At 29.7% G+C, this 20763-nt stretch carries 16 protein-coding genes; 1 reads left to right on the top strand and 15 read right to left on the bottom strand.

What is annotated here, in order from left to right; genetic code table 11:
• Positions 1–129 precede the first annotated feature (129 nt).
• The 10 genes from CLCHR_RS12910 to CLCHR_RS12865 all read right to left on the bottom strand — a co-directional run bounded on the left by CLCHR_RS12910 (position 130) and on the right by CLCHR_RS12865 (position 13870).
• Entirely contained in the window at positions 130–285 is a 156-nt protein-coding gene (locus CLCHR_RS12910) for a zinc-ribbon domain-containing protein (RefSeq protein WP_079440216.1), read from the bottom strand.
• 219 nt (positions 286–504) lie between these two features.
• Positions 505–2784 (bottom strand): ATP-dependent Clp protease ATP-binding subunit ClpA, encoded by a 2280-nt coding sequence (gene clpA, locus CLCHR_RS12905; protein ID WP_079440215.1) that lies wholly within the window; start codon positions 2782–2784, stop codon positions 505–507.
• A 3-nt stretch (positions 2785–2787) separates the two neighbouring features.
• Positions 2788–3087: an ATP-dependent Clp protease adaptor ClpS gene (locus CLCHR_RS12900; RefSeq protein ID WP_079440214.1), complete on the bottom strand. Its 300-nt coding sequence runs from the start codon at positions 3085–3087 to the stop codon at positions 2788–2790.
• Positions 3088–3191: 104 nt separating this feature from the next.
• Positions 3192–4646, bottom strand: coding sequence for an aminotransferase class I/II-fold pyridoxal phosphate-dependent enzyme (locus tag CLCHR_RS12895; RefSeq protein ID WP_242966027.1), 1455 nt, complete (start codon positions 4644–4646; stop codon positions 3192–3194).
• 92 nt (positions 4647–4738) lie between these two features.
• Positions 4739–5761, bottom strand: a complete 1023-nt coding sequence (locus CLCHR_RS12890) for a threonine aldolase family protein (RefSeq protein ID WP_079440212.1) — start codon at positions 5759–5761, stop codon at positions 4739–4741.
• Positions 5762–5774: 13 nt separating this feature from the next.
• Complete coding sequence (locus CLCHR_RS12885) at positions 5775–7016, bottom strand: M16 family metallopeptidase (protein WP_079440211.1); 1242 nt, start codon at positions 7014–7016, stop codon at positions 5775–5777.
• A gap of 527 nt (positions 7017–7543) precedes the next feature.
• Positions 7544–8905 carry a thioether cross-link-forming SCIFF peptide maturase gene (gene scfB / locus CLCHR_RS12880; RefSeq protein ID WP_079440210.1) on the bottom strand — a complete coding sequence of 454 codons (1362 nt, stop codon included), beginning with the start codon at positions 8903–8905 and terminating at the stop codon, positions 7544–7546.
• A gap of 218 nt (positions 8906–9123) precedes the next feature.
• Positions 9124–9261 carry a six-cysteine ranthipeptide SCIFF gene (scfA, locus tag CLCHR_RS12875; RefSeq protein WP_009172015.1) on the bottom strand — a complete coding sequence of 46 codons (138 nt, stop codon included), beginning with the start codon at positions 9259–9261 and terminating at the stop codon, positions 9124–9126.
• 817 nt (positions 9262–10078) lie between these two features.
• Positions 10079–12013, bottom strand: a complete 1935-nt coding sequence (gene htpG / locus CLCHR_RS12870; RefSeq protein WP_079440209.1) for a molecular chaperone HtpG — start codon at positions 12011–12013, stop codon at positions 10079–10081.
• A 144-nt stretch (positions 12014–12157) separates the two neighbouring features.
• Positions 12158–13870 (bottom strand): methyl-accepting chemotaxis protein, encoded by a 1713-nt coding sequence (locus tag CLCHR_RS12865; RefSeq protein WP_079440208.1) that lies wholly within the window; start codon positions 13868–13870, stop codon positions 12158–12160.
• Positions 13871–14066: 196 nt separating this feature from the next.
• Here CLCHR_RS12865 and CLCHR_RS12860 point away from each other — a divergent pair, with 196 nt between their 5' ends.
• The gene (locus CLCHR_RS12860; RefSeq protein WP_079440207.1) at positions 14067–14828 is read left to right on the top strand and encodes a MerR family transcriptional regulator; all 762 of its coding nucleotides are present in this window, start codon (positions 14067–14069) and stop codon (positions 14826–14828) included.
• A 156-nt stretch (positions 14829–14984) separates the two neighbouring features.
• Here the strand turns inward: CLCHR_RS12860 and CLCHR_RS12855 are convergent, their stop codons facing one another.
• The 5 genes from CLCHR_RS12855 to CLCHR_RS12835 all read right to left on the bottom strand — a co-directional run bounded on the left by CLCHR_RS12855 (position 14985) and on the right by CLCHR_RS12835 (position 20481).
• Positions 14985–16727, bottom strand: coding sequence for an HD domain-containing phosphohydrolase (locus CLCHR_RS12855; protein ID WP_207652317.1), 1743 nt, complete (start codon positions 16725–16727; stop codon positions 14985–14987).
• Between the two features lie 272 nt (positions 16728–16999).
• On the bottom strand, positions 17000–17812 hold the full coding sequence (locus CLCHR_RS12850) for a purine-nucleoside phosphorylase (protein WP_079440205.1): 813 nt from the start codon (positions 17810–17812) through the stop codon (positions 17000–17002).
• Between the two features lie 138 nt (positions 17813–17950).
• Positions 17951–18322 carry a GerW family sporulation protein gene (locus CLCHR_RS12845; protein ID WP_079440204.1) on the bottom strand — a complete coding sequence of 124 codons (372 nt, stop codon included), beginning with the start codon at positions 18320–18322 and terminating at the stop codon, positions 17951–17953.
• 113 nt (positions 18323–18435) lie between these two features.
• On the bottom strand, positions 18436–18603 hold the full coding sequence (locus CLCHR_RS24785) for a hypothetical protein (protein WP_169896792.1): 168 nt from the start codon (positions 18601–18603) through the stop codon (positions 18436–18438).
• An 84-nt stretch (positions 18604–18687) separates the two neighbouring features.
• Entirely contained in the window at positions 18688–20481 is a 1794-nt protein-coding gene (locus CLCHR_RS12835; RefSeq protein WP_079440202.1) for a sensor domain-containing diguanylate cyclase/phosphohydrolase, read from the bottom strand.
• Positions 20482–20763: the final 282 nt, after the last annotated feature.

The following is a 20763-nucleotide window of genomic DNA, read 5'->3' as shown; positions in this document are numbered from 1 at the left end:
CTCTATAATATATCTATTCTTTAATTATTTTGCCTAAAATGTATCACTTTATTATTTTTTAAATGTGCATAATAAAAAGAGCCATAAAATATTATTTTTTATGGCTCTTTACTTCATCAATAGAATTAATTATCTTCTATTGCTTTGTTGCTTTCTAGATCTTCTACAGTCAGCACACCTTACAGGCTCATTTTCAAAGCCTTTTTCTTTATAAAATTCTTGTTCTCCTACTGTAAAAATAAATTCTTGTCCGCAATCTTTACATATTAATTTCTTGTCTTCCATTCTAATGTCCCATTGTAAAGTTATAATAACTTTACAATAGTTCACCTCCTCTTCTAGTTTCGAAATTTTCTTTTCACATTTATTATTTCTTGATTTGTATTTTTTATTCAAAAAAACAATACTATTGTGATTTAAAATCTATTATGGGCTTTATGAGATAAGAAGCAAAAAAATATTAAATATTAATAAAATGTATTAATACTTAATATTTTCCTTTATTTATTTAATTTCCAACTTAAACTCATCATTAATAACATTAATAGCACAATTTCCACCATTACTCAATTTTCCAAATAATATTTCATCAACAAATAGTGGCTTTATCTTAGAGTTAACAATTCTAACAACTTCTCTAGCACCAAATTCTTGTGAAGTTCCTACTTTAGCAACATAAGTAATACATTCTTCACTAAAATCAATCTCAATATTTTTAGATTTTAATTTAGCTTTAAAATTATCAAGTTGCTTTTTAGCAATATTAATTGCCATTAAATCACTCATACTATTAAATACTACTATTTTATCTAGTCTATTTCTAAACTCAGGAGTAAAGAATTTCTTTACTTCCTCCATTATTGCTTCACCTTTAACTTCTCTATCCCCAAACCCTATAAGTTTTTTGCCTATATTCCTTGCTCCAGCATTAGAAGTCATTATTATAATAGCATTTTTAAAATCAGCTTTTCTACCTTTATTATCAGTAAGCGTTGCATAATCCATAACTTGAAGTAACACACTTAGAATATCTTCATGTGCTTTTTCTATTTCATCTAGCAATAAAACACAATGGGGAGTTTTTCTTATAGCATCAGTAAGTAATCCGCCTTCTTCATATCCTACATATCCTGGAGGCGATCCTATAAGCTTTGAAGCCGCATGCTTTTCAGCATATTCACTCATGTCAAATCTAACTAGCTCTATGCCTAGAGTTTTAGAAAGGCATCTCGCTATTTCGGTTTTCCCTACTCCAGTTGGTCCTACAAAAAGCATAGACGCTACTGGCTTATCTTCTTCATTTAATCCTGATCTAGACATCTTTATGCATCTAACTACTTCTTCAATAGCCTTATCTTGCGAAAAAATATTCTCTTTTAAGTTAGCTTCAAGATTTTTTAGCGAACTTATCTCACTGCTTTCTACTGTCTGCTTTGGAATACTGCAAACCTTTGATATTATTTCCTCAATAATTTTACTATCAACCGTGATCTTTTCTTCTAGATTTTCATTATGCATTCGCACAAACGCTCCTGCCTCATCTATAATATCTACAGCCTTATCTGGCAGATATTTATCATTAATGTACTTATCACTTAGAGTTACGGCATCACTTATTGCATCATCTGTATAAGTTACATTATGGTATTCTTCATAAGTCCCCTTTAGTCCACTTAATATCTCTATCGCTTCACTAATAGATGGTTCCTTAACATCTATCTTTTGAAACCTTCTGCTTAACGCCTTATCCTTTTCAAAAAACTTTTTATATTCATCAAAAGTAGTAGCTCCAATAAATCTAATCTTCCCCTCTGTTAAATAAGGTTTTAATAAGTTTGAAGCATCTAGAGCTCCTCCATTTAATGCTCCAGCACCAACTATATTATGAATTTCATCGATATATACTATGGGTTTATCCTGTTTCCCAATTAAATCAAGGATCCTCTTTATTCTTTCTTCAAAATCTCCCCTGTACTTAGTTCCTGCAATCACCGACCCTATATCTAAAGAAAACATCGAACTTCCTTTTAATTTTTCTGGAACTTTATTTTCACTTATAAGTTTTGCAAGCCCTAAAGTAATAGCCGTCTTACCAACGCCTGATTCTCCTACATGGATAGGATTATTTTTTATTCTTCTACAGAGAATTTGAATGCTTCTATCTAAAATATCTTCTCTTCCTACTAATGGATCATTATTTTCCTCTGTAACTTTTTTAATAAGATCTACTGTAAACTTATTAAGAAAAGCATCTTCTTTTCTCTTTGCGGAATTCTCTTGATCTATTGGTTCTATAGAGTCGTCTATATTCTTCTGACTATCATCTTCTATATATTCATCATAAGAGTTATGAATACTATCTCCTCCTATGCTATGGCATAAACTAAATAGCAAATCTCTCTTTGTAACACCCTCTTGTTCTAGGTAATAACGAGCATAGCTATCTTCTAAATTAAAAATAGCTGATAATATATGATCTACGTCTATAGCATCTTTACCACTATATCTAATTTGTTCATTCGCTGATAGGATAACTCTTTGAAATTCAATACTTTCTTGTGGTTCTCCTTGCCCAACTTTATTTATATATGTCTTTACATAAGTACTTAAGTTATATCTTAAGCTTTCTAAACTGCCGCCACATTCTTTAATAGCATATTCAACATTTTTATCAAATGTTGCTGCGTATAGAAGATGCTCTGGAGTAATGTACTCACAATTCTTCTCTTTAGCTTCTTCATATGCTCTAAGTAATATCAAATTAACCTCATTAGTAATCTTCATATTTTACGCCTCCTCCACAGTAAGCTTAAATGGAAAGCCTTGTTCCTTAGCCATAGACATTGCAGTTCCAACCTTCGTTATTGCAATATCATAGCTATATATTCCGGCTACCCCCCTGCCTTTTTCATGTACATCCAGCATTATCTTCTCAGCCTCTATTAACTTTTTATTAAACACACTTACTAATATATTAATAACAAACTCCATTGTAGTATAATCATCATTGTACATAACAACTTTATAATTTTTAGGTTTCTTGACTTTAACCTTATCTTTTTGTTTGGTTACAACATTTGTCTCCATAATATAATCTCCAATCCCTCCTTCATCGCATCACAATATATATTATTCTAAATAGATATATTTTAACACAATATAAAAATCCATATCAACATAATAAATTTTCTTTATTTCAAGTTGACAATCTGAGTCTTTCCGTTTTTGATTCCTATTATTGTTTTCTTATTGATGATGTATTCTTTTATTATTTTTATGGAGCTTGCAGATATTCTTTCACCAGAGCACACTAATGGTATTCCAGGTGGATATGGAATAATAGCTTCTTTGGCAATACAATTCTCGCATTTTTCAATTTCTATCCATTCACCACTTAACTTGAATACCTGATATGGCTCCAAAACTTTTTCTGGAATTTCAGATGAATACTTTGATTCACTTTCTCCACAAATATCATTTAGCTCTAACCTTAAAATACTACCATATATTGTTTTAAAATCTTCTTCATTATTAAATGGAGACAAAATTAAAACAACGCCTCTAGAAAAACTCATTTCTGCTTGTATCTTTTCTTTTCTTAAATATTCAAAGAGCTTATGTCCGCTATATCCCTGAGGAAGAATTAATATATATCGAGTCAAATCAATATCATATTCTTTGGAGTGATCTTCAACTTTTTTTATCATTTTATATCTATGCTCTCTATTTAAATCATTTTTGCTTAATATATGTACTTTATTTAATTTATTTATTTTTTCTTTCCATCTTTCAGCATTATTTATTAACGCCTCATATTCTCTTTCACCATAATTATCTAGATAATGTCTAGCATAATCTAAGGATGCCATAATTAAATACGAAGGTGATGTTGTTGTAAAAGCCTTCAAATAAAATTCTAATTGCTCATTTTCCTCATTTGCCAAAAGATATGCCCCTTGGGTCAAAGCTGGCAAGGTTTTATGGGCGCTTAAAATTGTATAATCTACTAGCTTAGCAATAGACTTAGGCAACCTGTCATTTATACCAAAATGTGCTCCATGGGCACAGTCTATAACAACTTTCATTCCTTTTAATTTTAAATCTATTACAATCTCATCAATATCATAGGTAATTCCAAAATAATTAGGATAAGTCAAAATTATACCCTTAGGATTTAAGCATTTATATAGCGCCTTATAAATATTCTCCTTGTCTGGAGGTAAAAACACACCATTTTTTTCATCTATAACCGGCTCAATATATATAACCTTTAACTTCCTCATAATTAACCCGTTATAAATTGACTTATGACAATTCCTTTCAACTAGAACTTCATCCCCCTCATCAAATGCCGAGAACATGGCTGCCATATTCCCTGACGAGCTTCCATTTACTAAGAAATAGGCCTTTTTCACTCCATAGGTTTTCGCTAATAATTCTTGCGCTTCTTTTATTACTCCTTCTGGATAGTGTAAATTATCTAAAGGTTCTACCTCAGTTATATCTAAAAAACCTAATCTGCCTACAAATTGTTCTCCTAGCTCATCGTTTAAAAAACCTGCACCTGATTTATTTCCTGGCATAGAAAGTGGCATATTTTTTTCATCATGGTATTTTAGCAATTGCTCCAACAGTGGTATTTTCAAAACTTTCCCTCCCATCCAAATTCTTAAAAAGCCTCATATCACCGCTAAAATGATACAAAGCTTTCTATATAATATCCTTATTTAAACAAACACTAAATACATTTTAAGTATTCTATAAATTCTATTACATTTTCTTTTTTTGTTGCCCAAGATGTAACTAATCTAATTGCAGTAGTATCCTCATCAATTATTCTCTCAATATTAAATGAGTACTTCTCACTTATCATTTTAACAACATTATTAGGTAAAATAGGGAACTGTTGATTTGTACTCGAATTAGTTAAAAATTTATATCCTTTTTCTCTTAAAGCATTTTTTAAAAGAATAGCCATTTCATTAGCATGCCTTGCAAGCTCAAAATATAAATCATCTTTAAATAGTTCTTCAAATTGTATTCCAAGTAGTCTTCCTTTTGCAAGTAATCCACCTTTTTGTTTTATGTAGTATCTAAAATCTTCTTTTAATGCATCGTTACAAATTACAAGTGCTTCTCCAAAAAGAGCACCATTTTTTGTTCCCCCAATATAAAAAGCATCAGTTAAATTAGCTATATCTTCTAAAGTCAAATCATTTTCTTCAGATACAAGAGCAGATCCAAGACGTGCACCATCTAAGAATAATAATAAGTTATTTTCTGTGCAGCATCTATGTAACTCAACTAACTCTGATTTTGTATATAATGTTCCTAATTCTGTAGAATTTGATATATACACTAATTTAGGTTGAACCATATGTTCACTTTCATGAGAATCTAATACTCTTTGAATTAATTCCTTAGTAAGCTTTCCATCATCAGTTTTTGTTGTAATAACTTTATGTCCAGTTGCCTCAATTGCTCCAGTTTCGTGACAGTTAATATGACTTGTATCAGCTCCTATCGCTGCTTGATGTGGTCTTAAAAAAGCTGATATCGCAGTAAGATTCACTTGTGTTCCACCTACTAACAAGTGAATATCTGCATCTTCTCTGCACATTTTCTTTTTTAATAATGCTTTAGCATTTTCTGTGTATTCATCTGTGCTATATCCATCTGTTTGCTCGTAGTTTGTTTTAATTAATGCATTTAATATTCTTTCGTGTGCACCTTCACTATAATCATTTTTAAAACTATACATATCTTACCTCCATCTATTCCGTCTCAATTATTTGTATTGTCAGCTTTTCTAATACTTTTGTACCTACTTCAAAAATATCATTAACAGTTAACTTTTCTAATTCTTCAACCTCATCAGTGTATATTTTATAATTTCCAAACATTGAATCATAAGTTGCTAGTTCCTTTGCTAAAACTATACTTTGTTCTTCTCTAAATAACCTTTTTAATTTAAAGTTTTTAATCAGCTTTCCTAATTCATCCGTATTGACGCCTAATTTCAGCAATTTTAAATTCCTTATGCACTCCTTGATTAAAGATATTGATTTACTTACATTCTCCTTTGAAGTGCTAAAAGTAATTTTATATAGCTTTATATAACTTTCATGTGCAATTTTAGTAATCACATCATATATTAATCCATTTTGAGTTCTTAAAGTATCATAAAGAATTGAATTAACACCATCTCCAAAATATTGATTAAAAATTCTCAGACATTTAATTTCTTTGTTACTTAAACCATCTATAGGACATAGCATCTCAATTTTACACGACTTTATGCCAGTTCTTTTATTGTTAAATATCTGCACTTTTGGCTTTTCATATTCAATACTTTCAGTATTCACTTCTTCGTTATTTATTTTTTGATAACAAGACTTCTCCCAATTTCCGAAATAACTACATATAATATCTTTAACTTGCTCAAATGCCTTTGATGATATAATAACAATAGATGTATTTTCCGGGAAATAATATTTATTATAAAACTTCTTTATATCCTCCATTGTTATATTTTCCAGACTAACCTTTGTGCCTATAATAGGATACTTTATTCTTCTATCCCTAAAACAATTAAAAAACAACTTATCCTCGCAATATTGTTCTAATTCTTCGTCCCATTCGTAAAGCTCTTCTTTAATTACATCCATTTCTTCTCTAAATCCGTTTTCATTAAAGCTAGGATTACAAATTATATCACTTAATAGTTCTACACCTTTTTCTAAATCATCTTTTAGCAAAGTTCCATAATATATTACATAAGGGTAATTAGTCATTGCATTATTAAATCCAAAAAGATTGCTTAATTCTTCATTAATATCTTTTTCAGTTCTATTTTTAGTTCCCTTGTATACCATATGTTCAGTTGCATGAGCAATCCCATATTTCTCTGTCTCAACTCCAGCACCTGCATTTAAGGATATACAAATTGATGTAAGTTCAGAATCTGTATTCTTATATATCAACTTTAAATTATTCTCAAAAATATACTCTTCCAATCAATATTTCTCCTTGCATATTTCAATTGATAGTAACATGCTTTAATAAAATAACTATTTCATTTATCATACACTAAATATGATTATAAAATATAAAATTAGTATTTTCTATTTTTACATCATGAATTTTCAACATAATTTCCATAATACTTACGCGCAAAAAACACTCAACTAAATTTTCAATCTATATTTGTATATTTATTAACTGATAAATGAATTTTCTATTTTAATATATGATGATCTTAAATATTTATCTGATTAAAATTCATATTACATCTATACAAACTTAAGCGTACATCCACCTAGAAATCAGATACATTTTTCTGAAATAGGCATATGAAAATAAGTTAATTAAGTTTCTTAATGGCAGGTTGTTCCATCTTTGCTTGTCCGAATGAATATTCGGAGCAAGCAAAGATGGGTGCAACCTGCCATTTAGAAACTTACAACGAAATTTTCATTAGTCCTATGGAAGAACAATGTATCTGATTTCGGTTTACATACGCTTAGTCTACGTGTTATATAAATTAATTTTCCTCAGCTTTTAGTGCGATTGCACATTCGATTCTCTTCTTTTGCATTTTACATCCAATTTCATATGGAATATTCATATCCCCGTTGAAATTAAAGTTATTTGCTTGGCAGCCGCCACTGCAATAGAATTTAGCCCAACAGTCTCTACACTTAGGCTTGTTATATATATGAGCTGTCTTGAATTTCTTAGCTAAATCGGTATTGTATGTATCATCATAGATACTTCCTAATTTAAATTCTTCTTTTCCAACAAATTGATGACATGGGTATACCTCACCTTGAGGAGTTATAGCCACATATTCAAATCCCGCACCACATCCTGAAATTCTCTTATAAACACATGGGCCGCCTTGAAGATCTATATTAAAATGGTAAAACTTAAATTCATCTTTGCTTTCTCTTTTTCTTCTTGCCATTTCTTCATACAATTTATCATAATTATCAAAAATTGTATCTATATCTTCCTCTCTAAGTGCAAGCGGATGACCATTTTCTAAAACAACTGGCTCTATCGATAATTCTCTGAACCCTTCATTTACCATAGCCATTACATCTTCATAAAAATCAGTATTTTGTCTTGTAAAAGTACCTCTTACATAATAAGTTTTGCCCTTAGTTCTTCTTTTGATCATTTCTTTGATATTAGGAATTATATCATTATATGAGCCGCTACCATCAGCCTTAATTCTAACATTATCATTAACATCCTGTCTTCCATCTAATGATAATATAATATTCCCCATTTCCTTGTCCATAAAATCCATCATTTCTGGAGTTAGAAGAGTAGCGTTTGTAGTCATAGTAAATCTAACATTCTTCTTCCACTTTTCTTCATTGTCTCTTGCGTATTGAATTATTTCCTTTATGGTATCCATTATTAGAGTTGGCTCTCCACCAAACAAATCAATTTCTATGTTTTTTCTTGGGCCGCTTCTTTTAATAACATAATCAATTGCTTTTTTCGCCGTATCAGCACTCATGACACCACCGTGTCCATGATATTCACCCTCATCTGCAAAACAATATTTGCATCTTAAGTTACATCCATGAATTACATTTAAACAAATAGCTTTTATATAATCTCTATCATCCATAGAACTATGTGCTATTTCTTCATATTGGTCTTCTGAATAAAGAATACCTTCCTCCGCTAATTCTTGAATTTCATCATAAGCTTCTGAAAGTTCTTCTTCGTTATACTTACTGTTCAGCTTATCTAAAATTTCCTTCTTATTTCCTAATTTATTATCATCTAATATATCATAAACCATTTCATCAACAACATGCACTGCACCTGTATTTACATCTAAAACAAAATAGTTTTCACCTTGCTTAAATTTATGTATCAAAGACAAATCGATTTCCTCCTAAACATATAAAGTAAGCAGTAACTATATAGTTACTGCCTGAGGCACTATCAAGAAAATAATAGACCAGTATGCCTGTATATTTCGTGTCATACTGCGTCAGTAAAGTTTGCTAATAAGCTCACTATGAGCAAACTTTACTTCCTTGTCTAGCACGAAATATACGTTACATCTTTGGTCTATTATTTTATTTCATATGCCTAAATTTAGTTTTCACATTCTAAGTTTGCAACTGTACAAGATGTCTTACAAGCTGATTGACATGAGTTTGCACATTCTTTGCATCCTGGCTTACATAAACTATTCTTAATATTTGGTTTGTTTATTGTTTTTATATGTTTCATAAATAAAAACTCCTCCATTTAAAAGATATCCTTAAGTATTATAACATTACAGCTAACAATTTACAATGTAGATATGCAATTCAAATTAAGAATTAAATTCCCAGAAATTGACTACTTCTTCCACTACGTAGATAAACAATATAAAGGTATTGTTTATCACCGAAATATAAAAATACTTGCAGTAGGAGATTAATTTAAGTTTACTACTGAACAACCGAAAGTGGATATATGTGTTTACTCCGGTTCCTTGAAGATTTTTCTGGATGATTCTAAGAATATAAGTTGTGCCCAAAGTGCTTGCTTCAAGGACTACACCTTGAACAAGCACATTTGAAACAACTTATATTCTAAGAACCATAGCCAGTAAAATCTTCTGATAAACACTGCGTAAAAACATATATCCACTTTCTTTGTTTAATAGTAAGCTTAAATAGCAATATATTTATAAAAGTATTTATATATATCTCTGGTTACAATACCTTTAATGAATGAATATTCAAGACTTTTCATACAGTTTATATATTCATAATACAATACTCATATATTCTTTGGTATGTATATGTGAAATAATTAAAGTGATAGCAAAACAAAGAAATAGAAGACATATATGTGAAGCAGGCATTGAAAAATAAGCTGCTGAAATATCTTAATTAAAAGTTGTTCCGCTTTCGCTTGTCCTGTGCATGTCACAGGAGCATGCAGAAGTGGTGCAACTTTTAATTTAGATATTCCCAGCGAGATTTTTCATAGTCCTGAGGAACATATATGTCTTCTATTTCGGTTGCTCTCGCTTCACTTTAAGTGCTTCACAATAACTTTATAGTGCAACAACTTTAGTTAAAAGCATGTTATTTCTCTTTATAAACTCATCCATCTCAGCAGCATCTAATTCTTTATTTGCAATCTTAGCTAAATCTAAAATGTGTTCACAAATAAATTTAACATCTTCTTTCTTAGTTTCATCTTTATAAACTTCTAAAAGTTTTTTAATAATTGCATTCTTATTATTTACAACTAAAGTCTTTTCTTCATCAAACATACCAGGGAAGCTCATTCCTGATTTTGCGTACATTTTACTCATTTGAGCCATTCTTCTTGACTCTTCTGAAACTAAAATAAGTGCTGGAGTCTCTTCATTCTTTAATCCCTTAATAGATAAATTCTTTATTTTATCTCCAAGTGAATCCTTAAACAAATCTTCTATTTCTTTATTTAGCGCTTTTACAGTTTCATCATTTTCATCATTTTTACTTCCTAATGTATCTGAAATATCAGAATCTATTCTATTAAACTTAACGCCTGACTCATGCATCTCTAAGAATGAAATAAAGTGATCATCTAGTGAACAATCTAATATAACAGCATCTAAATCATACTCTTTAAACATCTTTATATATTGAGATTGTTGCTTTTCGTCATTAGCATAAAACACTTTATTTTCATGCTTTTCTTTATTAGCTTCAAGATAATCCTTTAATGTTACGAATTCACCCTTTAAATTCTTAAAGATTACTATTTCTTTAATCTTATCATAGAATTTCGGATCTCTTAAGCATCCATATTTAATAAATATTTGTATATCTGGCCAGAACTTATTAAATTCTTCTCTATTATTTTTAAATAAATCGACTAATTTATCAGCTACCTTTTTAACTATATGATTAGAAATTTTTGAAACTTCCTTATCATTTTGAAGGAAACTTCTTGATACATTTAAAGGTAAATCCGGACAATCAATAGTACCTTTTAATAATAACAAGAATTCAGGTATTACTTCCTTAATATTATCCGCAACAAAGACTTGGTTATTGTATAACTTAACTTGACCTTCTGTCGCTTCAAATTCATGAGTTAATTTAGGAAAATATAGTATTCCTTTTAAATTAAATGGATAATCTACATTTAAATGAATCCAAAATAACGGTTCATTGAAATCCATAAATACTTTTCTATAGAAATCCTTATACTCTTCATCTGTACAGTCCTTAGGTGCTTTTACCCATAAAGGATTCGTGTCATTTAAAGGTTTTTGTGCTTCTGGCTCTACTAGTTCTTGATATTCAGTTCCATCTTCATTTTTCTTAGTTTCATATTTAGGTTCTTCTTTGGGTTTATTTTCATCTTCTAAATATATTTCTGTAGGTAAGAACGAACAATATTTCTTTATTATTTCTCTAACCTTATATTCTTCTAAAAACTCTGTGCTTTCATCATCAATATACAATGTTACTGTTGTACCTCTTGTTGTTCTTTCATCAGAAGATCCAATCTCATATTCAGTACCGCCAGAGCATTCCCATTTTACTGATTCTGCCCCTTCTCTAAAGGATAAAGTATTAATTTCCACCTTAGTAGCTACCATAAAAGTTGAGTAAAATCCAAGTCCAAAGTGACCAATTATATCTTTACCTTCATCCATCTTATCTTTATATTTTTCCATAAAGTCGGTTGCACCTGAAAACGCAACTTGATTGATATACTTCTTAACCTCTTCCTCAGTCATTCCAATACCATTATCACTGAATTTAAGAGTCTTCTTTTCTTTATTTATTGATACAACAACTTTATATTGCTCGTCTCCGTTTATTGTTGCTTCTCCTAGAGAAACTAACCTTTGAAATTTACTAATCGCATCACATGCATTGCTTATAACTTCTCTGATGAATATGTCTTTATCAGAGTATAGCCATTTCTTAATAATAGGAAATATGTTTTCTGTGTCAATTGATATGTTACCATTTTCTTTAATCATAATATTACCTCCTGTTATTTTTTCTAAAAAATATTTTAATGCAAAGATTATTTATTGTCAAATTCTTCTTATTTCTGAATATAGTCCACTTCCAATATAACACTCTGATAAGTTCCAACTACTAAATTAAATATATAATAATTATTATAATTTAAATTTTTGTACCATATCATTAAGTCTTTCTGAAAGTTCAGCTTGGCTATGTGCAGATTTAGCTATATTATTAACAGCTTCATTTATTTTGCCAATGCTATTTAATACATCCTCCGAACCTGTTTCCGCTTCTGCTGCTGTTGTTGATACATTTTGTATTGCATTATTTATCTGATCTATAACTTCATTTATCTGTTTAGAAGAATATGCAAATTCCTTTGTTATATTATCAACAAATTCTGCGTCTTTTTCGTATTGAATTCCTGTATTCATTAGCAATTCATAACTTGGCTTTACATGTTGTCCAATATAATTAAGTATATCTTCTCCACTCTGAGATAAATTTTCAAAAGCTGACTGTACTTGTAATACCATTTCTTGTATACTCAAAACCGCTTGAGAAGACTCCTCTGCAAGATTTCTCACTTCATCTGCCACTACTGCAAAGCCTTTTCCATTTTCACCAGCTCTTGCAGCCTCTATTGCAGCATTAAGTGCAAGAAGGTTAGTCTGTGATGCTATATCTCCTATAGCTTCTGCCATTGATTTCACCTTATTTACGATTCTTCCATCTTCAATTGCTTTAAGTATATTTAATTTCTTTTCCTCATAAATTCTATTTCCTTCTCCTATATTTTCTGTTGCTTTTTCTTTTATTTGTAGCGAACGTTTTTTAATTTCATTCACTGAAGTAGCTGCATCATTAGCTCTATTAGCAATTTCACTTGTAGTTGCTCCAATTTCTTCAGCCGACGCACTTACTTCTTCTGTAGCTGTGCTTAAATCTTGAGCTCCATTCGAAATCTGTTGAGTTGCTTCATTTATTTCTTCCATTTTAGCTGAAACTTCTTCTGTTGTGGCTGATAATTCTTCCCCAGAAGAATTTATCATGTTGGCACCCTTTATTATTTCTCCTATCAATTTTCTTAAGTTATCATTTGCGTTATCTAATGCTTTTGCCAATATTCCAATTTCATCCTTAGAGTTAATATTTATTTTATGAGTTAAATCCCCATTTTCTAAAAATTTTGCGTATTCTAAAACTTTTTTCAACCTATTAGTAGTAATTGTAGTTACAAAAACTCCTAGAATTATTGCTATAGCAAAGCCTAAAAGAATATCCATAAACATATATTTAATGAATTTACTTCTTATATTATCATTTGATGTATTTATTTCATTTGCGTTTGTTTCAACATGTTCTACTAACTTATCAATACTATTCGTTAGTTTTTCTCTTGTTTTTGCACTCTCATTACTTAGCTTAGTTGCCTCATCATAATTTTGCTCAGATACCAATTTTATTATCTTATCAGACTCACTTCTATATTGAGTTAACTCTTTTTTTATGTCGTTGTAAATTTGCTTTTCATTATCATTTAAAATAGCTTGATCATAACTTTTGAGTATTTCATCATTTTGTTTTCTAAAATCACTTATTTTAGATTTAGCTTCTTCAATTTTAGATATATCTCCATTATTTATAAGATTCAGAATTTCAATTCTTGTATGTAAAGTATTTGAATTAAATTGCTGAAGGGCTTCTAATTCTTTAACTCCCTCTTCATATAGTATGTTAGAATTCGAACTCACTTTATTTATATTGAATACAGCTAATCCTCCAACAACAGCTATAAATAGTGCTACTATCCCAAAGCTAAGCATTAGCCTAGTTCTTATTTTTAAATCATTAAACCACTTCATGATTTTCACCACTTTCTTTTTTATTAATTGATACTCAATATCAATATAATAACACATTTTAACTATTAGTGCATACATTATTTCTTTATCATATTAAATTCCAAAGCCTCTAAAAACTTCTTTTTAAATTTATAAAAATCTCATTGACATTAACGCTACGTAAAGGTGTAAAGTAATCTTGTAAGGAGGTAATCACATGGAATACACAGTGCAGAAACTAAGCAAATTAACAGGTATCAGTACTCGTACCATTAGATATTATGATGAAATTGAAATTCTTAAGCCGGCAAGAATAAACTCATCAGGATATAGAATTTATGGTCAAAAGGAAGTAAATAGATTGCAGCAAATATTATTTTACAAGGAATTGGGTGTTGATTTAGATAGTATCAAAAAAATATTATTATCACCTTCCTTTGATAATAGCAATGCACTAAAAGAGCATCGTGAAAAGCTCCTTGCGAAAAGACAACAATTAGATATATTAATAGCTAATGTTGATAAAACAATAGCTTCAACTGAGGGGAGTATTATAATGAGTGATAAAGAAAAATTTGAGGGATTTAAACAAAATATGATAGATAAAAATGAAAAAAAGTATGGTAAAGAAATAAGATCTAAATATGGTGATAATACAGTGAATGAATCAAATAAAAAATTCAAAAATATGAGTAAAGAACAATATGAAGAATTGGAACAATTGGGAACTAAAGTTATAGATACCTTAAAAGAGGCTTTCGCAACTAATGACCCTTCCAGCGAACTTGCCCAAAAGGCTGCAGATTTACATCGCCAATGGTTAACTTATTCTTGGAGTGAATACTCAAAGGAAGCCCATGCAGGTCTTGCTCAAATGTATGTAGATGATGAAAGATTTACTGCCTATTATGATAAATATCAACCTGGTCTTTCTGCCTTTCTAAGGGATGCTATTTTTATATACACTGGAATGAAATAATAAGTATATACATGCAAATATATCAGTGGCAATATTATTCAAAATCTAATTAATGGCTGTCGACTTTGTCGACAGCCTAAAGAAATTACTATACAATGATCTATATTTTAATAATTATTATTACAATCTTCTTAACTTGTCAACTATGCAATTTTTTTACTGAGTCAATACTTTTTCAATAAACACATTTACTAATTCAGGATCAAATTGAATTCCTGAATTTCTTCTTAATTCTGCTATAGCAAATTCTTCTGATAATGCTTTCCGATAAGATCGCTCACTAGTCATAGCATCAAATGCATCTACTATAGCTATAATTCTTGATTCAATAGGTATATCCAAGCCTTTAATACCTTTCGGATACCCTTTTCCGTTCCACATTTCATGATGAGAAAGCACATACTTCGCAATTTCTGACATTTCATTTACCGTACTTAATATCCTATATCCTATTTCAGGGTGACGTTTGATTTCATTATACTCGTCCTCTGTAAGCATGCCTGGCTTATTAAGAATACTTTCTTCTATTGCTATTTTACCTATATCATGTAACAATCCAGCATTCTCTAATTCTTGAATTTTTCTTTCAGGCAATCCAATATTCTTTCCCATAAGTTCACACAACTCAGAGACTCTAACAGAATGTTCTTCTTCCCTCTTATTCTTCTCATTTAGAGTATTTATTATTGTATCAATTGTTTTTCCTCTCATATTTGAACTTTCAAAAAGTTTTCTCTTATACATGTAATCTTCAGCTTTTGTGAATATTTCTTGGATCATTTCCTCTTCATGACATTTGGTTTCATAACCAAAAGAAATGGATATATCTAGATTTTGTATTTCTTCTTTTTTAGCTAAATTGTTAATATTTTTAATAATTTTCTCTGCTTCATAAGTATCTGTTTTAGGCATTAAAATAATAAATTCATCTCCACCAAGTCTAATAACAACATCTTGGGATCTGCATCCATTTTTTATTATTTGTGCTGATTTTTTAATCAGCTCATCACCTACCACATGCCCAAATGAATCATTAATCAACTTCAGCCCATTCACATCACCTAACACAATAGTTAAAGGATAATTTTTTTTTACATCTAAACGTTTTAATTCCTCATCATAAAATCTTCTATTATATAATCCCGTTAGTTGATCATTATAGGACAAATATTCTAGTCGCTCTTCTAATTTCTTTCTAATAGTAATATCTCTTAATACCGCTAAAACATGGTTTTCTCCACTTTTAACCATTCTAATCTCACAATAACTATCTAATAGCTTGTACTCAAAACTATGTAGCTCACCTGTTTCAAAAACTAAATTTAAATTCTCATGAGCTAGTTCAGCAATCTCTTTAGGCATAACTTCTGATATTGTCTTACCCATAAACTTTTCCTTTGGCATAATCAATATATCCTCATCCTTAGCTTCGGTATCTATAAAAACACCGTTCACGTCAAAAGTAAATAAAACATCTGGTATAGCTTCAATAATTGCTTTACTTTTTTCTCCGATTTCCTTTATTTTCAATTCATCTTCGCGTATTTTTTCATATTGAATTTTCAATTCATCTTCATAATCACTCAATTGTTGAACATATACTTCTAACTCTTTATAGCTATTTCTAAACTGTTGCTTTGTACTATGTATCTTTTTTAACCCCCTATTTATTAATATATAAAGAACACTTGTAGTTACAATCACGAATAAAAAATCTTTATAGATGCTAAATTTTAATACATTATCTTGGTCATTTATGATTAGCTTAATGATTGAATTCGAACAAAAAGCCCATATCAAACTAATTAATGCATATATTGAGCATATTTTAATATTTTCACACTTTAAGGAATAATTATTCTTCAATAAACGCGATAAAATTTTATTTTTAATCAACATAAATATTTTTATTCTCCTATTTTTATTATTACTCTTCCATTATACCTTAAAAATATTAATATAAACATAATGTTTTTGTCCGTTTTACATAATTAGTAAAAACATTTTCAATTATATTCCTTTTACGCTCATAATTTATAAATTTTAATACGAACAACAGCCCAATTTACATAATATTATATAAATTGGACTGTTGTTTATTATTACTAAATATAATAAGATCTTTAAAATTGAATGAATTTATCAAACTACCTTAAGATTACAAATAACAATTAAATCTCTTTTATAAGTTCTGATACCCATCTACATAAATCAACAGAAGCCTTCTTAGCTGTTTCCACTACTCTTTCATGTGAATGCTTTACTTTTTGTATGCCTGTAGCCATATTAGTAATACATGCTATCCCAAGTACATCCATGCCTAAATAATTAGCTACTATTGTTTCTGGTACTGTTGACATTCCAACTGCATCAGCTCCATGCCTTCCAATCATCACAATTTCCGCTGCTGTTTCATAGTAAGGCCCCATAAATCCTGCATAAATACCTTCAGCATATTCTATTCCCAATCTATCTCCAACTTCTTTTGCTTTTTCTATAAGCTCTAACTTATATGGTTCTGACATATCTGGGAATCTTGGTCCTAACCTGTCATCATTTACACCAATCAAAGGGTTATCTCCAAACAGATTTATAAAATCGTTAATAAGCATTAGTGTTCCTGGTTTAAAGCTCTTATTTATACCGCCGCATGCATTAGTTACAATAATTTTTTCAATGCCCAATTTTTTCATTACATATACAGGATACGTAACTTCCTTCATTGTGTATCCCTCATAATAATGAAATCTTCCTTGCATTAGAAGAACTTCTATATTATTTATTTTACCAAACACCAATTTCCCTTCATGCCCTTTTACAGTTGACACTGGGAAATTTGGTATACTTTCATAAGGTATATCTTCTATTTCACTAACTTCGTTAACTAAATCACCTAATCCAGACCCAAGTATTATTGCAATTTTAGGATTTCTATTTATTTTTCCTTGAATATAATTTACTGATTCCATTATTTTATCGTACATTTTATTCCCTCCTAATGTTTAAACTAAATAATGATTACACAATATATAATTTACAATATTTCGATGAAAAACACACTAAAAATTTTATATTCTGGTGTGTTCAAATTAATTAAATCATTAAAATGTACAAATCTAATACTATTGCTCTTCTATTTTCTTATCATTTTCTTTATATTTTTTCACGTTAATTTTTGAAATTATATCGGGTACCATATTTCGAAGATTATCAAGATTATTATTTTCATTTATAGGTAACATTGTAACCTCATCTTTTTTAATCACTAAAATAGCGTTTGGTGATATTACAGCCCCCCCGCCTCCTCCAGAACCTGTTCCATTCATTCCTTTAATACCTTCACCTGTACCAATTCCAAACATAACACTTACGATTGGTACAAGAGTCACTTCTCCTACAGTAATAGGTTCTCCTACAACTGTTTCTGTTTTTATAAACCTTCCTAAATTACTAAATAATGACTCTAAATTTTCTTTCAAAGCATTATTCTCCATTGTTACTTCCTCCCAAATTTATGATTTATTCCAATAACTGATACACATATCTATTTTAAAAAGTTTCAGGATCCTTTAATTATTTAGTGGCTTCTTATATCTTTTCTTATAATTTATTTAAATGACCCCTTTAGTAAATCCTTGCCAACTTTTCTAAATTTAAATCCTTTTCTTTGTTTTCTTTGTTCTTTCATATATTCTACAAATAATTTTTTAGTATAAGCATTTAATTTATAAACTTTGATTTTTAAATCCGGCTCATTTTCACCTCTTATAATCATAATTTTGTAATAAAAAGATGTTTCGAAATTGGTGTAATCATTTCGAAACATCTTTTTAAACAAACTCAAAATTAAAATAAAATTTCAATATACATTAGTTAAACTATCTTCAATATTTAAACTATCTATAAAACATTCAACTATTTTAGGATCAAATTGTGTCCCTGAACATCTTATTAATTCCTTAACAGCCTCCTCTTTACTCATAGCCTTTTTATACACTCTATCATTAGTCATTACATCGTAAGAATCAGCAACATTTATTATTCTTGCTATTAAAGGTATTTCTTCTTCTTTTAGACCTAAAGGATATCCTGTACCATTCCATTTTTCATGATGTGTTAGCACGCATTTCGCTATATTACCAAGCTCACTTGATGCATTAATGATTCTATACCCTTTTTCTGTGTGAGTTTTCATTATCTCAAATTCTTCTTCGGTTAATTTTCCAGGTTTTAATAATATATCTTCATTAACTCCTATTTTTCCTATGTCGTGTAAGCTGGCGACCAGCGCTAATTCATCTAAATCTGATATTTTTAACTGAAGTTTTTTCCCTATAGCAAGCGCATATTGAGATACTCTTTCAGTATGCTCATTTGTTTCCATATTTTTTTCTTCCAAGCTTTTTTTTAGCGATTCCATTATTGAGCTTCTAATACTTTTCTTTTCTAACAGCTTCTGGCGATATACTTTTTCCTCTACCTTAGTGATACAATCATATATATTATCCTCTAAAGAATGTTTAATAGCTTCTCCTAATGCAATACTTAATTGCATAAATTTATGTTCAGCTTGTTCACATTCTTTAGTAATGTCTCGAATAATCTGCTCACACTTTAATTCATTGCAGTTTGGAAGAAGTATTATAAATTCATCTCCACCCCATCTAAATACATATCCATCCGGCTGGCATATATCCTTGAGTATTTGTGCTATGCTTCTTAATAAATTATCTCCGTCTAAATGTCCTAATGCATCATTAACTAATTTTAGTCCATTAACATCTCCCATTATTATTCCTAGCGGAAGATATTCATTATAGTTTAATTCCTTAACTTTCTCTTCAAAACTATATCTATTATATAATCCTGTAAGTATATCTGTTTCGCTAAGGTATCGAAGCTTCTCCTCCATAATTTTTCTGTCAGTTATATCTCTAGACAAGCCAACTAATCCCCATACGTCTCCCCTCTTATCTATAACAGGTATCTTTACATTCTCTTCTACAACTTCCCTGCCATTTTCATTTTTTATCCTCTGTTCAAAATAAGTTGCCTTCTTAGTATTCATAATCTTCTCATCTTGTTCAATGAACTTTGAGGCCACTTCTTTATCATTATATATTTCTAAATCCGTCTTACCGATTATATCGGTTACACCTCTTTTATTGTAAAACTCTTCGAACTTTTTATTATATCCTATAAACCTGCTTTCCTTATCTTTATAAAAGATTGATTCTGGAACTGCATCTATTATTGTTCTTAATATATTTTTTTGCTCTTCAACCTCAGCCTCTCTTAATTTTCTATCATTTATATCTACTATTATTCCTGCAACCGCGTAAGGCTTGCTCTCCTCATTTAATATTGGAAAGATAAAGCACTCAACAACTGCTCCATTTACTATTCCTTCCACAACATTCAATTCGAGATTATTAAGGCATTCCTTTATTTGCTCATTATATATTTTTGCTTTTTCTATCGGAAAAACCTCTTCATTTTTCTTCCCTATAACATCTTCTAATCTTACATTATACATTTCTTCATAACGCTTATTAAAAAATATTATGGTAGAATCAATTTCTTCAATCCATACTGGCCAAGGTATGTAATTTAGAAATGATCTATATATCTTCCCTAAACACTTTTCATCCATACTCTGGTGTTCCCCTTTATTAGTTATGTTACTTAAATTCAATTTTACCCTCTCATAACATAAATGTCTATAAAAGCAACCACAAATATTATAGATTTCCAATGCAAAAGCTAGGATTAAGTGGGCATAATTACATGAAAAAAGGTACCCTGTTGCCTTGTTGCTATAAAATACAACGCTCTGCAAAAGAATACCCTCTTTTTCTAGTATTGAGTATGTTTTAAATATATATAAGTTACAAATCCTAATTTAAATCAGTTTATAAGCTTTATATACTTAAAG

It is taken from the genome of Clostridium chromiireducens, assembly GCF_002029255.1.
GTDB classification, from domain to species: domain Bacteria; phylum Bacillota; class Clostridia; order Clostridiales; family Clostridiaceae; genus Clostridium; species Clostridium chromiireducens.
Note: the sequence above shows the minus strand (reverse complement) of the source record. Positions and strands in the feature narration are given on the sequence as shown.